This window comes from Serratia sp. MYb239 (assembly GCF_002966855.1).
GTDB lineage: Bacteria > Pseudomonadota > Gammaproteobacteria > Enterobacterales > Enterobacteriaceae > Serratia_B > Serratia_B rhizosphaerae.
Window position 1 is genome coordinate 1106615 of the sequence record NZ_CP023268.1, and the last position, 18291, is coordinate 1124905.

Annotated in this window: 16 protein-coding genes and 1 pseudogene; 7 read left to right on the top strand and 10 right to left on the bottom strand. The window is 59.7% G+C overall.

All coding sequences use genetic code 11. From position 1 onward, the window contains the following. The first annotated feature begins 7 nt into the window (after positions 1-7). Positions 8-970, top strand: a complete 963-nt coding sequence (gene hemH, locus CLM71_RS05230) for a ferrochelatase (protein ID WP_105230064.1) — start codon at positions 8-10, stop codon at positions 968-970. A gap of 64 nt (positions 971-1034) precedes the next feature. Continuing rightward, complete coding sequence (locus CLM71_RS05235) at positions 1035-2339, top strand: inosine/guanosine kinase (protein WP_105230065.1); 1305 nt, start codon at positions 1035-1037, stop codon at positions 2337-2339. Positions 2340-2373: 34 nt separating this feature from the next. On the opposite strand, the gene ybaL is transcribed toward CLM71_RS05235, so the two are convergent. Further along, positions 2374-4065, bottom strand: coding sequence for a YbaL family putative K(+) efflux transporter (gene ybaL / locus CLM71_RS05240; RefSeq protein WP_105230066.1), 1692 nt, complete (start codon positions 4063-4065; stop codon positions 2374-2376). A gap of 240 nt (positions 4066-4305) precedes the next feature. Beyond that, on the bottom strand, positions 4306-5526 hold the full coding sequence (locus tag CLM71_RS05245) for an MFS transporter (protein ID WP_105230067.1): 1221 nt from the start codon (positions 5524-5526) through the stop codon (positions 4306-4308). A 181-nt stretch (positions 5527-5707) separates the two neighbouring features. Here CLM71_RS05245 and ushA point away from each other — a divergent pair, with 181 nt between their 5' ends. Further along, the gene (gene ushA, locus CLM71_RS05250; RefSeq protein WP_105230068.1) at positions 5708-7360 is read left to right on the top strand and encodes a bifunctional UDP-sugar hydrolase/5'-nucleotidase UshA; all 1653 of its coding nucleotides are present in this window, start codon (positions 5708-5710) and stop codon (positions 7358-7360) included. A gap of 60 nt (positions 7361-7420) precedes the next feature. Here ushA and ybaK read toward each other — a convergent pair whose 3' ends face one another. From ybaK to CLM71_RS05265, 3 genes and pseudogenes are all read right to left on the bottom strand, one after another. Continuing rightward, complete coding sequence (ybaK, locus tag CLM71_RS05255; RefSeq protein ID WP_105230069.1) at positions 7421-7900, bottom strand: Cys-tRNA(Pro)/Cys-tRNA(Cys) deacylase YbaK; 480 nt, start codon at positions 7898-7900, stop codon at positions 7421-7423. Positions 7901-8133: 233 nt separating this feature from the next. Next, positions 8134-8940, bottom strand: a complete 807-nt coding sequence (locus tag CLM71_RS05260; protein ID WP_105230070.1) for a TraB/GumN family protein — start codon at positions 8938-8940, stop codon at positions 8134-8136. Between the two features lie 226 nt (positions 8941-9166). Next, positions 9167-9367: pseudogene (locus CLM71_RS05265) on the bottom strand (cation transporter); the annotation flags it as partial. A gap of 109 nt (positions 9368-9476) precedes the next feature. On the opposite strand from CLM71_RS05265, the gene cueR reads away from it, so the two are divergent. Beyond that, a complete protein-coding gene (gene cueR / locus CLM71_RS05270) occupies positions 9477-9881 on the top strand; it encodes a Cu(I)-responsive transcriptional regulator (protein WP_105230072.1) in 405 nt (134 codons plus the stop codon). A 12-nt stretch (positions 9882-9893) separates the two neighbouring features. Here cueR and CLM71_RS05275 read toward each other — a convergent pair whose 3' ends face one another. Together CLM71_RS05275 and CLM71_RS05280 are read right to left on the bottom strand one after the other, a co-directional pair. Continuing rightward, positions 9894-10355, bottom strand: coding sequence for an NfeD family protein (locus CLM71_RS05275; protein WP_105230073.1), 462 nt, complete (start codon positions 10353-10355; stop codon positions 9894-9896). Then, positions 10355-11263, bottom strand: coding sequence for an SPFH domain-containing protein (locus CLM71_RS05280; protein ID WP_105230074.1), 909 nt, complete (start codon positions 11261-11263; stop codon positions 10355-10357). The genes CLM71_RS05275 and CLM71_RS05280 overlap by 1 nt, the downstream gene beginning before the upstream one ends. Before the next feature lie 305 nt (positions 11264-11568). On the opposite strand from CLM71_RS05280, the gene cfa reads away from it, so the two are divergent. Next, complete coding sequence (gene cfa, locus CLM71_RS05285; protein ID WP_105230075.1) at positions 11569-12720, top strand: cyclopropane fatty acyl phospholipid synthase; 1152 nt, start codon at positions 11569-11571, stop codon at positions 12718-12720. 51 nt (positions 12721-12771) lie between these two features. Here the strand turns inward: cfa and CLM71_RS05290 are convergent, their stop codons facing one another. From CLM71_RS05290 to tesA, 3 genes are all read right to left on the bottom strand, one after another. After that, on the bottom strand, positions 12772-13626 hold the full coding sequence (locus CLM71_RS05290) for a co-chaperone YbbN (RefSeq protein WP_105230076.1): 855 nt from the start codon (positions 13624-13626) through the stop codon (positions 12772-12774). 76 nt (positions 13627-13702) lie between these two features. Beyond that, positions 13703-14479, bottom strand: coding sequence for an SDR family oxidoreductase (locus CLM71_RS05295; RefSeq protein ID WP_105230077.1), 777 nt, complete (start codon positions 14477-14479; stop codon positions 13703-13705). 79 nt (positions 14480-14558) lie between these two features. Next, positions 14559-15203: a multifunctional acyl-CoA thioesterase I/protease I/lysophospholipase L1 gene (gene tesA, locus CLM71_RS05300; protein ID WP_187044770.1), complete on the bottom strand. Its 645-nt coding sequence runs from the start codon at positions 15201-15203 to the stop codon at positions 14559-14561. On the opposite strand from tesA, the gene ybbA reads away from it, so the two are divergent. Continuing rightward, the gene (gene ybbA / locus CLM71_RS05305; RefSeq protein ID WP_105230079.1) at positions 15174-15860 is read left to right on the top strand and encodes a putative ABC transporter ATP-binding protein YbbA; all 687 of its coding nucleotides are present in this window, start codon (positions 15174-15176) and stop codon (positions 15858-15860) included. The genes tesA and ybbA overlap by 30 nt on opposite strands. Continuing rightward, positions 15857-18289, top strand: a complete 2433-nt coding sequence (gene ybbP, locus CLM71_RS05310; protein WP_105230080.1) for a putative ABC transporter permease subunit YbbP — start codon at positions 15857-15859, stop codon at positions 18287-18289. Before ybbA ends, ybbP begins: the two co-directional genes overlap by 4 nt. Positions 18290-18291 lie beyond the last annotated feature (2 nt).

An 18291-nucleotide genomic window follows, 5' to 3' on the forward strand; every position in this document is an offset into this window, starting at 1 on the left:
CGCTGAAATGACGCAAGAAAAACATGGGGTATTGCTGGTCAACCTTGGTACGCCAGAAGCTCCGACGTCCGCGGCGGTAAAACGCTACCTGAAAGAATTCCTGAGCGACCCGCGTGTCGTCGATACCTCGCCGCTGATTTGGAAGCCGATCCTCAACGGCGTGATTCTGCCGATCCGTTCGCCGCGCGTTGCCAAACTGTACCAGTCGATCTGGATGGATGAAGGTTCGCCGCTGCTGGTGTACAGCCGCCGGCAGCAGCAGGCGCTGGCCGCCAGCATGCCGTCGGTGCCGGTGGAACTGGGCATGAGCTACGGTACGCCGAGCCTGAACGACGCCATCGATAAGCTGCTGGCGCAAGGGGTGACGCATCTGGTGGTGCTGCCTTTGTATCCGCAATACTCCTGCTCAACCAGCGCCGCGGTCTGGGACGGCGTTGCGCGCGTGCTGCGCGGCTATCGCCGTCTGCCGTCCATCAGTTTTATCAGCGATTATGCCGAACACCCGGCCTATATCTCTGCGTTGCAGCAGAGCGTTGAGCGCGCGTTCGCCGAGCATGGGCAGCCGGATCGGCTGGTGCTCTCGTTCCACGGTATTCCCAAGCGTTATGCGCAGACCGGGGATGACTACCCGTTGCGCTGTGAGGACACCCGCCGCGCGCTGGCCGCTACGCTGCCGCTGCCGGCGGAGCGCATTATGTTGACCTATCAGTCTCGCTTCGGCCGCGAGCCTTGGCTGACGCCGTATACCGATGAAACGCTGAAATCGCTGCCGGCGCAGGGCGTGAAGCACATTCAGCTGATCTGCCCGGGCTTCTCGGCGGACTGCCTGGAAACGCTGGAAGAGATTAAAGAGCAGAACCGTGAAATCTTCCTGCAGGCCGGCGGGGAAAAATTTGAGTACATCTCCGCACTTAATGACGAACCGGCTCATATCGAGATGATGCGCCAACTGGCGACGCAGCAGTTCTGATCTTCAATCCGGCGGGAATGTGTTAACATTTCCCGCCTGTTAACTGCCACAAACCGCCAATCACATGAAATTTCCTGGTAAACGTAAATCCAAACACTATTTTCCGGTGAACGCCCGCGATCCGCTGCTGCAGCAGACGCAACCGGAGCATGAAGTCAGCACCTCTTATATCGTCGGCATCGACCAGACGCTGGTGGATATTGAAGCCAAAGTGGATGATGCGTTTGTTCAGCGCTACGGCCTGAGTCTGGGGCACTCGCTGGTGATTGAAGATGACGTGGCGGAAGCGCTGTATCAGGAACTGAACGACAACAATCTGATTACCCATCAGTTTGCCGGCGGTACCATCGGCAACACGCTGCACAACTATTCGGTGCTGGCGGACGACCGTTCGGTGCTGCTGGGCGTGATGTGCAGCAACGTCAAGATCGGCAGTTACGCTTACCGGTATTTGTGCAACACTTCCAGCCGTACCGATCTCAACTACCTGCAGGGCGTGGACGGTGCGATCGGCCGCTGCTTTACGCTGATTAGCGAAAGCGGTGAGCGTACCTTCGCTATCAGCCCCGGCCAGATGAACCAGCTGATGCCGGAAAGCATTCCCGAGGCGGTGATTGCCGATGCATCGGCGCTGGTGCTGACCTCCTATCTGGTGCGCTGCAAACCGGGCGAGCCGATGCCGGCGGCGACCATGAAGGCGATTGAATACGCTAAAAAGCATGACGTGCCGGTGGTGCTGACGTTGGGCACCAAATATGTGATCGCCGACGATCCGCAGTGGTGGCGTGATTTCCTGCGGGACAACGTATCGATCCTGGCGATGAACGAAGACGAGGCGCAGGAGCTGACCGGTTTGAGCGATCCGCTGACCGCTTCGGATATGGCGCTGGAGTGGGTGGATCTGGTGCTGTGCACCGCCGGGCCGCACGGCCTGTATATGGCCGGTTATACCGAAGAGGCCAACAAACGCGAAACGCAGCATCCGCTGCTGCCGGGCCATATTGCCGAATTCAACCGCTATGAATTCAGCCGCGCTATGCGCCGCGAGAGCTGCGAAAATCCGTTCCGCGTCTATTCGCACATTGCGCCTTATATGGGCGGCCCGGAAAAGATCATGAATACCAACGGCGCCGGAGACGGCGCGCTGTCGGCGTTGCTGCATGATATCGCGGCCAACGGTTATCACCGCAACAATGTGCCGAACTCCAGCAAGCACGTGCGCAGCTATCTGACCTATTCCTCGCTGGCGCAGGTGTGTAAATACGCCAACCGCGTCAGTTATCAGGTGCTGAACCAGCATTCGCCGCGCCTGACGCGCGGTTTGCCGGAGCGGGAAGATAGCCTGGAAGAGGCCTACTGGGAGCGCTGAAGATGACGGGCCGGCGCTGCCGGCCCGTGCAGGATTAGATCGGGCAGGCGCCGGCCTTTTCTTCCTCACTGATGTTCTCAAGCTGCAGGATATTCAGCATGCTGTTGGCGATCTCCCTTTCTCCCATCACCACCCGGTCGGCGCCGCGCTCGGTGATATAGGTCACTTCATCGTCATAGTGCGCGCGGGCGATTATTTCTAGGTTGGGGCGCTTACCGCGCGCCGAGGCTACGATCTCGCCGGCTTCATAACCGTTGGGAATGGTCAGCAGCAGCCAGCGCGCGCAGTCCAGCCGCGCCAGTTCCATGATTTCGCCGTTGGCCGCATTGCCCAGCACGGTTTTAATCCCCTGTTCACGCAGCGCTTCGACCCGCGGGCGGGAATTTTCTATCACCACCATCGGAATGCCGGCCTCGCGCAGCTTACTGCCCAGCAGACTGCCGACGCGGCCATAGCCGACCACCAGCGCGTGGTTGCACATATCTACCGGGATCTGCTTCTCTTCTTCCACCGCCTCCTCCAGCGTCTGCTCCTCAATGGTTTCCGTTTTACTCAGGTAGCGCTCCAGCAGGGTAAACAGCAGCGGGTTGATCATGATCGACAAGATTGCGCCGGCCAGCACCAGATTACGGCCATGTTCCGACATCATGCCCAGCGCAATACCGAGGCCGGCGAGAATAAAGGCGAACTCGCCAATCTGCGCCAGGCTGGCGGAGATGGTCAGCGCGGTGCGTTTGGAGTGGCCGAACATTCTGACCAGCAGGAAAGCGGCGACGGATTTGCCGAAGACGATGATTGCCAGCGTTGCCAGCACCGCCAGCGGTTCGTTAATCAGGATCAGCGGGTCGAACAGCATGCCGACCGAAACGAAGAACAGCACGGCGAAGGCGTCGCGCAGCGGCAGGGTGTCATGGGCGGCGCGATGGCTGAGCTCTGACTCGTTCAACACCATGCCGGCGAAGAAAGCACCGAGGGCGAATGACACATCGAACAGCTTCACCGCGCCGTAGGCGATGCCCAGCGCCAGCGCCAGCACGGCCAGGGTAAACAGCTCACGCGAGCCGGTGCTGGCGGTTTTCGCCAGGATCCACGGCACCAGGCGGCGGCCGACGATAATCATCAGCGCGATAAAGGCGATCACCTTACCGATGGTCATCGCCAGTTCGCTCAGCAGCTGTGCGGTGCTGGCGTTGTTATTGTCCATCATGTTGCCGAAGGCCGGCAGCAGCACCAGCGTCAGCACCATCGCCAGATCTTCGACGATCAGCCAGCCGATGGCGATTTGCCCGCGCTGGCTGTCAATCAGCTGGCGCTCTTCCAACGCACGCAGCAGCACCACGGTGCTGGCGGTTGACAGACACAGGCCGAACACCAGACCGGAGAGCAAATCCCAGCCTAACAGGCGTGACAGGCCTATCCCCAACAGGGTGGCGACGGCAATCTGCGCCACGGCGCCGGGAATGGCGATGGATTTAACCGCGAGAAGGTCTTTCAGGGAGAAGTGGAGGCCGACACCGAACATCAACAGGATCACACCGATTTCCGCCAGTTCCGGCGCCAGTGAGATATCGGCGACGAAACCCGGAGTAAACGGGCCGGCGAGCACGCCTGCGGCAAGGTATCCCACCAGCGGGGAGATGCGCAGGCGGTTCGCCAGCATACCGAGGAGGAAGGCGAGTACCAGGCCTCCGACAATGGTGGTGATGAGCGGTGTTGAATGATGCATCCAGGCTCCTTCTTGTGTAGGCGTTACGGCGGGTGGTGTTTTTTTACGTATTGATACATTTAGTTTATTGCATTTAATCAATCATAGTTTGACTGAATTTGTCTTTTTTATAAAAAAGTATGCAATATTGCCGGGAAGGGAATGAACAGGGGATTTTGGCGAAAATTGTGGCATTAGCCAGCCAGGAGCACGAGGAAATCCCGGCTGCGCGATCGCTTTCAGCCGGGAAAAGTGGTTTCTTTAACGCGTCTTACCGTCCATATTCGGCAGTAAAGCGGTGATAATGCCGATTAACGGCAGGAAAGCACAGATTTTGTAAACCAGTTCGATACTGGTCAAATCGGCGACATAGCCGAGCACTGCCGCACCTAATCCGCCCATGCCGAAAGCAAAACCGAAGAATAAGCCGGAAACCATCCCCACTTTGCCGGGAATCAGCTCCTGCGCGTAAACCAGAATGGCGGAGAAGGCGGAGGCGAGAATCAGACCGATAATCACCGTTAAAACGCCGGTCCAGGCCAGGGATACATAGGGTAAAGCCAGGGTAAACGGCGCCGCGCCAAGAATTGAGGCCCAAATAACATATTTACGGCCGAACCTGTCGCCGAGAGGCCCGCCGATAATGGTGCCGGCGGCGACGGCGAACAGGAAGGCAAACAGATGAATTTGCGCATTCTGCACCGAAACGCCGAACTTATGTATCAGATAAAAGGTGTAATAGCTGCTGATGCTGGTGAGATAGAAGTATTTGGAAAAAATCAGCACCAGCAGAATGGTCAGTGAAAACGCCACGGTGCGTTTGGGCAGCGGTTTGATGGCGGACGCCGTTTTCGGCCTATTCTGTGCCGCGCGATGCTGCTGCTGATACCACTTGCTGACCTGCAGCAGCACCACGATGGCCAGCAGCGCCGCCAGCGTAAACCAGGCGATATTGCCTTTACCGTATGGGGCGATAATCAGCGCCGCCAGCAGTGGGCCGAGCGAACTGCCGAAGTTGCCGCCGACCTGAAACAGCGACTGCGCCAGGCCGTGGCGGCCGCCGGAGGCCATGCGCGCCACCCGCGACGATTCCGGATGGAACACCGAGGAGCCGGTGCCCACCAGCGCGGCGGCCAATAGCACCAGCGGGAAGGTGTTGGCCACCGACAGCAGCAGCAGGCCGGACAGGGTAAAGCCCATGCCGATCGGCAGTGAGTAAGGCTGCGGATATTTATCGGTGTAGTAGCCAATCAGCGGCTGCAGTAGGGAAGCGGTCAGCTGATAGGTCAGAGTGATCATACCGATCTGTACGAAGCTGAGGTTAAAGTCGGCCTGTAGGATCGGGTAGATCGCCAGTATCAGCGACTGGATCATATCGTTGAGCAGGTGGGAAACGCTGATGGCGCCGAGAATCGAGAAAGCGGTGCCTTTTACCGCGCTGTTGCCGGCCAGCGGCGCAGCGCTATCGCTACGATCGGTCATATTATTATTAGCCTGGTAAGTAACAGAGAGAGGTTCCTATCTTAGGCGGGTTGTTTATTTTTTGCCATATGCGACATAATTTGATGCATATCCCAATTATTTGAAATCGTAAGCGATTAATTCACGTTACAATTCCATCTTTATCACTACTTGTCCTATTGAGATTATCTGGAGAGTCGCCATGCGTTTTTCGTTAACAGCCAGTGCCAGGGCGCTGCTGATTTCCCTGAGTTTGCTGCCGGGATTGGCCAGCGCCTGGGAGAAGGATAAGACCTACGACATCACTATCCTGCATACCAACGATCATCATGGCCATTTCTGGCAAAACGACCACGGGGAGTATGGCCTCGGCGCGCAAAAAACGCTGGTGGACGGCATTCGTCAGGAGGTGGCGGCCAGCGGCGGCAGCCTGTTGCTGCTGTCGGGCGGTGATATCAACACCGGCGTGCCGGAATCCGATCTGCAGGATGCGGAACCGGATTTTCGTGGTATGAATCTGATCGGCTATGATGCGATGGCCGTCGGCAACCACGAATTTGATAATCCGCTCAGCGTACTGCGCCAGCAGGAGAAGTGGGCGACCTTCCCGCTGTTATCCGCCAATATCTACCAGAAAAGCAGCGGGCAACGGCTGTTTAAGCCTTACGCGCTGTTTGACCGGCAGGGCATCAAGATTGCGGTTCTCGGCCTGACGACCGACGATACCGCCAAAATTGGCAACCCGGAATATTTCACCGATATCGAATTCCGCCCGTCGGCGCAGGAAGCCAAACAGGTGGTAGAGCAACTGCGCAAAGAGGAACAGCCGGATGTGATTATCGCCGCCACCCATATGGGGCATTACGATAACGGCAATCACGGTTCCAACGCGCCGGGGGATGTGGAAATGGCGCGCAGCCTGCCGGCCGGTTACCTCGATTTGATCGTCGGCGGCCATTCGCAGGATCCGGTATGCATGGCAAGTGATAACCACAAACAGGTGGACTATGTGCCGGGCACGCCGTGTTCGCCGGATCGGCAGAATGGCACCTGGATCGTGCAGGCGCACGAATGGGGCAAATACGTCGGGCGGGCGGACTTCCAGTTCCGCAACGGCAAGCTGACGCTGAAGCATTATCAGTTGATCCCGGTGAACCTGAAGAAAAAGGTGGAGAAGGCCGACGGCAGCAGCGAGCGCGTCTACTACACCCGACAGATCGCGGAAGATCCGGCGATGATGAAACTGCTGACGCCGTTCCAGGATAAAGGCAAAGCGCAGCTGGAGGTGAAAATCGGCAGCGTCAACGGCAAGCTGGAAGGGGATCGCAGCAAAGTCCGCTTTGTACAGACCAATCTGGCGCGCGTACTGCTGGCGGCGCAGATGGAACGCGCCAACGCCGACTTTGCCGTGATGAGCGGCGGCGGGGTGCGTGACTCTATCGAAGCCGGCGATATTACCTACAAAAGCGTGCTCAAGGTGCAGCCGTTCGGTAATACGCTGGTGTATGCCGATATGACAGGCCGTGAAATCGAGAAGTATCTGGCGGTGGTGGCTAATATGAAGCCGGACTCTGGCGCCTATGCGCAGTTCGCCAACGTCAGCCTGGTGGCGGACGGCAGCGGCGTCAGCGCGGTGAAGATTAACGGCCAACCGCTGCAGGCGGATAAAACCTACCGGATGGCGACGCTGAACTTCAACGCGCTGGGCGGTGATGGCTATCCGAAGATTGACGGCCTGCCGAGCTACGTGAATACCGGCTTTATCGACGCCGAGGTGCTGAAACAGTATATCGAGAAGCACTCGCCGCTGGATGCGGCGGCGTTCGAACCGAAAGGCGAGATTGTGTATCAGTAATGCATCACGGGCGGTCGGCGTGAGCAGGCCGCCCGTTGTTCGCTGACGTCAGTGACGGACTCAATCCCGCTTGGCGATATCGGCGAAGGTGCCGGTCAGCAGACGGCATAAATCGTCGGCCGCCAGTTCAATATCCAGCCCGCGCTTGCCGCCTGAGATGAAAATGGTGGCGAACTGCTGCGCCGGGCTGTCGATTACCGTCGGCAGCCGTTTCTTTTGCCCCAGTGGACTGATGCCGCCTACCAGATAGCCGGTAACGCGCTGCGCCAGCTGCGGATCGGCCATATCCGCCTTTTTTGCCCCCAGCGCCTTGGCGACCTTTTTCAGATCCAACTGCGTGGCGACCGGCGTGACCGCCACCGCCAGCTTTTTGGCGTCGCCGTTCAGCGCCACCAGCAGCGTTTTGTACACCTGGTCGGCGTTCAGCCCCAGTTTTTTTACCGCTTCATCGCCAAAATTGGTTTCATCGCTATCGTGATGGTAGGGGTGGAGCGTAAAAGCGACCCTGTTTTTTTCAAGCAGTACGACTGCGGGTGTCATAATCGGTGTCCTTAAACCGTAATAGCCAGAGTGGGTAAACTGTACGCCGAACGGCGGCATGCCGGCAAATGTACGACGCTGGCGGTATGAGTATGCCGGCTAAGTAAAGTCGGTTGCCAAGTTGTTATACAGGTTGTTACCCTGTCTGCCGCAGCCGCCGAGCGGCTGCATGCGTATAACTAAAATATGAGAAATTCCTCTTTGACTGGCCAATAGCGATATTGGCCATTTTTTTATGGCGCTTTTTGCAGCATCTCCGGCAGGTTGTCTTCGCCGTACAGGTGCAGCGCGCCGACGGCCACCACATAGTTACCGGGCGGCAGCGCCTGCAACTGGTGTTGCCACTGCAGATTACGCTGATGCATCAGCACATCATACAGCCCGGTGCTGAAGGTGGTGGGCAGCGTATCCAGAGCGATGCTGGGCTGGCTGTCCAGCCACCAGCCGATCATGGTTTGCAGCAGGCGGGCGTTGGTGTGCCAGTGCGTCAGCGTATCGCGCAGCAGCGCCATCCCGCCTTCGGGCAGCTGTTGCAGCATTTTGAGCTGCGTGTCGGCGCCTTCCAGCTCTATCACCTGTTTCTGCTGGCTTTTGGCGGCTTCCAGCAACTGATGGTCGATGCCGTATTCCGCACGCAGCCCCAACCGCTGCGCCTGACGCGCCTGCATGGTCAGCGCAATCTGCCAGCCGGGCAGCGTATCGAACAGTGCACTATCGGCGCCCAACTCCTGGCACAGCGTCTGTAAACGCTGTTGCTCCTTATCATTCAGGCGTTCAGCCAGCGGCGGCTGCTCTTCCGCCTCGCCAAACGGCGATGCCGAACCGGTGATATCGGCCTCGACAATCAGAGCGTCGGCCTGCTTCAGACGGCTGAGTAACCGGGCGGGCAGCGGCGCCATATTGGCCGTTCCCATATGGATACTGCCGACCAGATGCAGTTGCCGATCGCCCGGCAGCGTAATATCTATGCCCGGATAGGCGTAGGCCGCTGGCGATATTAAGCCAAGAAAAACGGCAAAACGGCGTAACAGTTGACCCATACGGCATAGCTCCTGTTTATCCCTGTAAGATTCCAACATTACTTGAAAGCTGATGGGTGAAATGTGTGATCCATGCTAAACGCTGTGCGCCGTGTGGGAAAGCCTGAGAAACGGTGGAATTATCCCAAAGGGGAAGGGGAGAGGGGGTTCGGCGGCTTAACGCGCCGCCGAGGGAGGTACCGGCAGGAGATTACTGAAATGCCGGCCGCGATGAGCGGTGGCGTTACCCGGCCAGCTGAGCGTGGTAGCCGGCCTGCTCTACGGCGCCGATCAGCGCCTGCGGCGCGGCGTCACCGGTGACTTTGGCCTGCTCAAGGGTGACGTCGGCGGCGGTAACGCCGGGAACGGCTTCCAGAGCTTTACGCGTATGCCCGACGCAGTGTGAGCAAGTAAGGCCCTGCAGCGTAAGTACGGTAGTGTTCGACATGGTTTGTCTCCTTCATTTGAGCATTATTGATTAAGGCTTGACCGCCTTAACGCTTTTCACTGAGAATGAGGTTAAACCTTACCGCAAGGGTAAGGTCAAGGGGGGAACGATGAATATCAGCGATGTGGCGAAAAAAACCGGCTTAACCAGCAAGGCCATCCGCTTCTATGAGGAAAAAGGCCTGGTTACCGCGCCGATCCGCACCGACAACGGCTATCGCAGCTACAACCCTAAACATATTGAAGAGTTGACCTTGCTGCGCCAGGCGCGGCAGGTGGGCTTTAATCTGGACGAGTGCCGTGAGCTGGTGGCGCTGTTCAACAATCCGGCGCGGCATAGCGCCGACGTTAAAGCGCGCACCCTGCACAAGGTGACGGAGATAGAAAAACATATCCAGGCGCTGCAGGAGATGCGCCAGCGTCTGTTGACGCTGGCTGAGCAGTGTCCGGGCGATGACGGCGCTGACTGCCCGATCATTAATAACCTGGCCGGCTGCTGCCATACGCCGGGTTAAGCGGTGATGCCGTTATCCGCGGTTGACGGCGCGGATCACCAGCGTCGTGCCCTCCACGGCGACCACTTCCACTTCGGTGCCCGCCGGTAAATCTTGCGCCGCGCGGGCGCGCCAGCTGCCGTCGCCGATATTAATGCGACCCAGGCCGTTATGCAGCGGTTCGGTCAGCGTGGCGCGGGTGCCGATCAGCTGCCGGTTGCGTTGGTTAAGCGCCTGAGCGCCATCGCTGGCGGAGGCACGGGCGCGCAGCCAATACCACCACAGGTAGGCGACCACGACGACCAAAATGGCAAACAGCACCCCTTGCCATTCCCAGCCGATGCCCGGAAACAGCCAGACCAGCGTGCCGACGATTGCCGCCGCCACGCCGCTCCACAGCAGATAACCGCTGGTGCCGAGCATCTCGGCAATCAGCAGCAGGCCGCCGAGCGACAGCCAGAACCACTGCGGGTTTTCCACAATCGCCGCCAGCATTACGCTTTTCCTTTGCCGTCTTTCAGCAGTTCGGCGATGCCGCCGATAGAGCCGAGCAGGCTGCTGGCGTCGAGCGGCATCATCACCACCTTGCTGTTATCGGCGGCGCCGATGCTTTGTAGCGCGTCGGTGTATTTTTGCGCGACAAAGTAGTTCACCGCCTGGATGTCGCCGCTGGCGATCGCGTCAGACACCAGCTGGGTGGCCCGCGCTTCCGCTTCGGCCGCACGTTCACGTGCTTCCGCCTGCAGGAACGCCGACTGCCGCTCGCCTTCCGCCTTCAGAATCTGCGACTGTTTTTCCCCTTCGGCGCGCAGGATTGCCGCCTGACGCACCCCTTCAGCCTCCAGAATATCGGCGCGCTTGGTGCGCTCCGCCTTCATCTGGGCGTTCATGGAGGCCACCAGTTCGGCCGGCGGACGTACATCGCGGATTTCGATGCGGGTGATCTTCACGCCCCACGGGTTGGTGGCTTCGTCGACAATCTGCAGCAGGCGGCTGTTGATGTTATCGCGCTGCGACAGCATTTCGTCCAGCTCCATGGCGCCCAGCACGGTGCGGAAGTTGGTCATGGTCAGGTTGATGATCGCCAGTTCCAGATTGCTGACCTCATAGGCCGCACGCGCGGGATCGATCACCTGAATAAAGCAGACGGCGTCGATGGAGACGTTGGCGTTATCGCGGGAAATGACCTCCTGCGACGGGATATCCAACACCTGTTCCATCATATTGATTTTACGGCCGATGCGATCGACAAACGGCACCACCAGATTCAGGCCCGGCATTAAGGTTTTGGTATAACGGCCGAAGCGTTCTACCGTCCACTGGTAACCCTGCGGCACGATTTTGACGCCGGCGAAAACGGTGACCAACGCCACGACAATCACGATAATAATAAAAGCGAACATTGCATAACCTCCTGTTTTACAGATGTAAGTGAATATTACGACACTTTACCGGGTAAAGCCTGCTTTCTCTGCCTGAATGTCGATATTCCTCACTCCGCCAGCCGTACTGAGTGTCCGAACGGCGGTTACCGGCGCTATCCGTGCAGGTAAATATGCCAATTAGGCATGTTATTAATAATTTTAATTCATTTCATACCGTTTCCCGCGTTGGGTACCCTGCATTCACGCACTTATCTCCTTTCAAAATTTTGTCATTTCAATTTGCGACTATGCTTTTTGAAACGTCTTCTGCGTTGAGGATGGTTATGGATTCGGTCGGTATTAATACGCTGTCTCGTAGAAAAGATCGCTGGTACGCCATGGTTGAAGAGATGCTGGCGCAGGCCGGTATTACGATTAACGGCGGCCAGGCGTTTGATATTCAGGTGAATAATCCGCAGATGTTTAAGCGGGTGCTGCAGGAGGGATCGCTGGGCTTCGGTGAAAGCTATATGGACGGCTGGTGGGAGTGTGAGCGTCTGGATATGTTATTCAGCCGCCTGCTGAGCGCCGGCGTTGACGAGCGGTTGCCGAAGAATATCGCGGATATTGCGCGTATTGCCTACGCCCGGCTGTTTAACCGCCAGTCGCGTAAACGTGCCTGGCAGGTGGGCAAAGAGCATTACGATATCGGCAATGATTTGTTCAGCCGTATGCTCGATCCCTATATGCAATACTCCTGCGGCTATTGGAAAGAGGCCACAACGCTGGCGCAGGCGCAGCAGGATAAGTTGCGCATGATCTGTGAAAAGCTGCAGCTGAAGCCGGGGATGACGCTGCTGGATATCGGCTGCGGCTGGGGCGGTCTGGCGCAGTATGCGGCGGAACATTACGGCGTGAAGGTGTTTGGCGTGACGATTTCCGCCGAGCAGCAAAAAATGGCGCAGCAGCGCTGCGCCGGGCTGGACGTCGAGATTCTGCTGCAGGATTACCGCGATCTGCACCAGCAGTTCGACCGTATTGTTTCCGTCGGCATGTTCGAACATGTCGGACCGAAGAATTACGACACGTACTTCAGCGTTGCAGCACGCAATCTGCGCCCGGACGGTTTATTTTTATTGCACACCATCGGCTCCAACCAGACCGACCTGAACGTGGACGCCTGGATTGATAAATACATTTTCCCCAACGGTTGTCTGCCGTCGGTCAAACATATTGCCGATGCCAGCGAAGGGCGTTTTGTAATGGAAGACTGGCACAATATCGGCGCGGACTACGATCGTACGCTGATGGCCTGGCTGGAGAATTTTAAACGGGCATGGCCCGAGCTGGCTGCTGACTATTCGGAACGTTTTGAACGGATGTTCACCTATTACCTGAACGCCTGCGCCGGTGCTTTCCGTTCGCGCAATATTCAGCTGTGGCAGGTGTTGTTCAGCCCGAAAGGGGTAGAGGGCGGCGTGCGGGTTTATCGCTGAGCGTATAAACGGGGAACCATCGGGGCGTGCCGGCCCCGATGGCGGCGGGAATCAGTACAGCAGGGAATACAGCTGGCGGCGATATTTGCCGGCCAGTGTGTCACCGGTGCCCAGCGCGGCGAGGATATCCATCAGGGTTTTGCGCGCGTTGCCGTTGGCTGCGGCCAAATCCTGTTTCAAATGCCCCATCAGCAGTTCCAGCGCCTCTTCATTACGGCCGACCTGGTGCAACTGCAAGGCCAACTGGGTCGCCAGCTCGGCGTTGGCGGGATCCTGCTCGACCTGCTGCTGCAGCTGTTGGATCTCCGGCGTATCGGCGGCCTGTTTCAGCAGTTCAATCTGTGCCACCAACCCCTGATAGCGGGTATCGCGATCCTGCAGCGGAATGGTGGCCAGCACCGCTTCGGCGTCTTCAACGCGGTTCAGCGTCAGTTGGGTTTCCGCCAGCAGCAGGCCGATATCGCTGCGTTGATTGCTGGTCTGCCAGGCTTCTTTCAGCAGCGGCAGCGCATCGATCGCCTTGCCTTCCTGCAGCAGTTCGCCGGCCTGCGCCAGCTTCAGGTCTTCTTCTTTCGGCAGAACGCGCTGCAGCAGTTCGCGAATGGCTTCTTCCGGCTGCGGTCCCTGGAAGCCGTCCACCGGCTGGCCGTCTTTGAACAGATAGACGGTAGGGATGGAGCGCAGGCCGAATTGCGCGGCGATCGCCTGTTGGGCATCGCAGTCGACTTTCGCCAGTACGAACTGACCGGCGTATTCCGCCGCCAGTTTGTCCAGCACCGGCGTTAACTGCAGGCAGTGTTGGCTGCGTTCGGACCAGAAGTAAAACAGCACCGGAACGGACATTGACTGTTCCAGCGTCTGATGCAGGTTGGTTTCGTTAATCTCAATAACTGTCGGCGTTAGCATTATTTTCTCTCTGATCTGCGAAGCATATAGGGCTACGTGGGGGCAGGGGACGCATCCTTCAACCCCGGTAATGCAATTAACCGTTGCCGCGCAGCAGCCAGTCCAGCGCCCGGCCGGGCAGAATACGGCGCAGCACGCTCAGCGCGTGCGCCAGCAAAGTGACCGGATAGCGCAGTTTGGCTTTAGGGCTTTCCAGCGCATGGCGCAGTTTGGGCAGCACCGCCTCCGGCGGCAGCGTCAGGCGTTTGGCGATACCGGGGTTATGTACGGGCTTATCGCTGCGGGTCTGATTGACGTTCTGGGTAAACTGGGTGGTCAGCGGGCCGGGCTCGATCAGGCTGACCTGAATACCGCTGCCGTGCAGTTCCATACGCAGGGCGTCGGACCAGGCTTCCAGCGCGAATTTACTGGCGGCGTAGGCGCCGCGTCCGGCGCTGGCGACCAGCCCCATTACCGAACTGGTCTGGATAATGCGCCCCTCGCCGTGCGGCAGCATTGCCGGCAGCAGCAGCTGCGTCAGCTGGTGGGTGCCGAACAGGTTGGTGGAAAACTGCTGTTCCAGCTGTTGGCGGGAGATGCCGCTGAGCGGGCCGTAAACGCCGTAGCCGCCGTTATTGAACAGGCCGTACAGGCGGCCGCCGGTCATCTCGATCACCTGCGCCGCCGCGCGCTCGACGCTGGCGCTGTCGTCCAGATCCAGCTGGATGCTCTCAAAGCCGAACTGCTGCATATGGTCGACGTCCTGCGCCTTGCGGCAGGCGGCCAGCACGCGATAACCGCGGCTGCGTAAATCCTGCGCCGCGATCAGGCCGATCCCGCTGGAGCAGCCGGTGATTAATACCGCTTTTTGCATAACTTTACCTACTCTTCATCCCTAATTTGATTATACCCGTCATACTAGCCGCATCGATGTTGCCGCAATACGGCATGGATCAATGGGGCGCAGGCTTCTGTGTCACTAAGGGGGTCAGGCGTTCCGCCATCCAGTTGGCGATAAACGGCTGGGCATCCAGATTCGGGTGCAGGCTGTCATCCTGCATCCACTCCGGCTTAATAGCCACCTGCTCCATAAAAAATGGCAGCAGGGGGATACTGAACTGTTTGGCAAGCCGCGGGTAGACCGCGCTGAATGATTCAGTATAGCGGCGGCCGTAGTTCGGCGGTATCCGAATCTGCATCAGCAGCGGACGGGCGCCGGCCTGCTGCGTCAGGGTGATTATTTGCTCAAGGTCGCGTTGCAGGTCCGGCGGAGGAAAACCGCGCAGCCCGTCGTTGGCGCCGAGCTCAATCAGTACCCAGCGCGGCTGATGTTGTTTCAGCAGTGCCGGCAGGCGCGCCAGTCCCTGAGCGGCGGTATCACCGCTGATGCTGGCGTTGATCACTTCGGGTCTGCCGGGCTGTTTCCGCCACTGTTCGGCCAGCCGCGTCGGCCAGGCCTGCGCCACCGGCAGGCGGTAGCCGGCGCTTAAACTGTCGCCAAGAATCAATAACGTATCGGCAGCCGCCGCACGTAAACAGAATAAACCCAACAGCAGAAGGATGGGAAAATGCCAGCGGAAAACGTTCTTGAAGTTCATCATCTTAGTAAGCACGTTGGTCAGGGTGAGCATCAGCTCACCATCCTTACCGGAGTCGAGCTGGTTGTCAAACCTGCGCAGACTCTTGCCCTGATCGGCGAGTCCGGTTCCGGCAAGTCGACGCTGCTCGGGATCCTGGCAGGGCTGGATGACGGCAGCGACGGCGAGGTGCATCTGCTGGGCGAGTCGCTGAGCGCGCTGGATGAAGAAGGGCGCGCTGCGCTGCGCGCCAGCAACGTCGGTTTTGTTTTTCAGTCCTTTATGCTGGTGCCGACGCTGAACGCGCTGGAAAATGTGCAGTTGCCGGCGTTGCTGCGCGGCGAGAGCGATCGCCGCAGCCGCGAACAGGCGGTGCAGCTGCTGGAGCAGCTTGGCCTGGGGCAGCGGCTGGATCACCTGCCGGCGCAGTTGTCCGGCGGCGAGCAGCAGCGGGTGGCGCTGGCGCGTGCCTTCAGCGGCCGGCCGCGCGTGCTGTTTGCCGATGAGCCGACCGGCAACCTCGACCGGCAGACCGGCGAGCGCATCGCCGATCTGCTGTTTTCCCTCAATCGCGATTACGCCACCACCCTGATTCTGGTGACCCACGATGAAACGCTGGCGGCGCGCTGCCAGCGCCGGCTGCGCTTGCGTGACGGCAAGCTGTGGGAGGAAGCATGATTTGGCGCTGGTTTTGGCGGGAATGGCGTTCGCCGTCGCTGCTGATTGTCTGGCTGGCGCTGACGCTGGCGGTGGCCTGCGTGCTGGCGCTCGGCAGCATCAGCGACCGGATGGAAAAAGGCCTGAGCCAGCAGAGCCGCGATTTTATCGCCGGTGACCGGGTGCTGCGCAGCGCGCATCCGGTGCCGGAAGGCTGGCTGCTTGACGCCAGCCGGCAAAACCTGCAGATAAGCCGCCAGCTCTCTTTTACCACCATGACCTACGCCGGCGATCGGCCGCAGTTGGCCAACGTTAAGGCGACCGATCTGGCTTATCCGCTGTACGGCAAGCTGGAAACGCGCCCGGCGAACGTCAAGCCACAGCCGGGCACGGTGCTGGTGGCGCCGCGGCTGCTGGCGCTGCTGGGCGTCAAAGTGGGCGATGAACTGGACGTCGGCGACGCCACGCTGCGCATCGCCGGGGAAATACTGCAGGAGCCGGACTCCGGGTTTAATCCTTTCCAGACCGCGCCGCGTATTCTGATCAATATGGCGGACGTCGAGAAAACCGGCGCGGTGCAACCCGGCAGCCGCCTGACCTATCGCTATATGTTTGCCGGCGCCGAGGCGGACCTGGACCGTTATGCGGCGACGCTGACGCCGCAGCTGAAGGCCGATCAGCGCTGGTTTGATACGGAGAACGCCGGCGGCGCGCTGGGCAAATCGCTGCAGCGTTCGCAGCAGTTTCTGCTGCTGTCGGCATTGCTGACGCTGTTGCTGGCCGTTGCTGCGGTGGCGGTGGCGATGAGCCACTATTGCCGCAGCCGTCATGATTTGATGGCGGTGCTGAAAACGCTGGGCGCCGGCCGCAAGGCGCTGCGCCGGCTGATTGTCGGCCAATGGCTGGCGGTGCTGCTGCTGGCGGCGCTGTGTGGCAGCCTGCTGGGGCTGGCGTTTGAGGCATTGCTGATCCGGCTGTTAGCGCCGGTGCTGCCCAAGGCGCTGCCGGCCGCTGGCGGCTGGCCGTGGCTGTGGGCGCTGGGTGCGCTGGTGATGATCTCCTTGCTGGTGGGGCTGCGCCCTTACCGGCAACTGCTGGCGACCCAGCCGCTGCGCGTGCTGCGGCGCGACGTGGTGGCCAACGTCTGGCCGCTGCGTTACTTCCTGCCGGCGGCGCTGTTGATCGTGGTGGCGTTGCTGAGACTGTTGATGGGGGGCAGTACGCTGCTGTGGTCAGTATTGGCCGGCACGGTGGTGCTGGCGTTGCTGCTCGGCGCGATCGGTTGGGGCTGCATCGCGCTGCTGCGCCGCATCAGGCTGCGCAACCTGGCGTTGCGGCTGGCGGTCAACCGGCTTCTGCACCAGCCGTGGGTTACCGTCAGCCAACTGGCGGCCTTTTCCATGTCGTTTATGCTGTTGGCGCTGTTGCTGGTGCTGCGCGGCGATCTGCTGGAGCGCTGGCAGCAACAGCTGCCGCCGGAGGCGCCGAACTACTTTCTGATGAATATGACGGCGCAGCAGGTGCCGCAGGTACGCAGTTTCCTGCAGCAGCATCAGATCGCGCCGGAAACTTTCTATCCGATTGTGCGCGTACGCCTGACGGAGATTAATCAGCAGGCGGCGACCGAGCTGGTGCGTGAGGACGATCCCGGCGGCGAGGCGGTCAACCGTGAGCTGAATCTGACCTGGCTGGCGCAGCGGCCGCAGCACAATCCGCTGACCGCAGGCCAGTGGCCGCCGCAGCGCGGCGAAGTATCGATGGATGCCGGCATTGCGGAGCGGCTGAAGGTGAAACTGGGCGACACGCTGACCTTCAGCGGCGATACCCAGTCATTCCAGGCGAAAGTCACCAGCCTGCGGCAGGTGGATTGGGAGAGCCTGCGGCCTAATTTCTACTTTATCTTCCCGCCGGGGGCGCTGGACGGCCAGCCGCAGACCTGGCTGACCAGTTTCCGCTACGGCGGTGACGGCAGCATGCTGACCCAGCTGAACCGGCAGTTCCCGACGCTCAGCCTGTTGGACATCGGCGCCATTTTGCATCAGGTTGGCGGCGTGCTGCAGCAGGTCAGCCGCGCGCTGGAGGTGATGGTGATTCTGGTGGTGTTGTGCGGCGGCTTATTGCTGTTGGCTCAGGTGCAGGTGGGCATGCGCCAACGTCGTCAGGAACTGGTGGTGTACCGCACGCTGGGAGCGAGCAAGCGCCTGTTGCGGCGTACGCTGTGGTGCGAGTTTGCGCTGTTGGGGCTGGCCGCGGGGTTTGCGGCAGCGCTGGGAGCTGAAGCCGCGCTGTGGCAGCTGCAGAGCCGGGTGTTTGACTTCCCGTGGCAGCCGACGCCGGTGCTGTGGTGGGCGCTGCCGCTGCTCAGCGCGCTGCTGTTGTCGCTGTGCGGCGGTTGGCTGGGCGTGCGGTTGCTGCGCGGGCAGGCGCTGTTCCGCCGCTATGACGGTTAGCA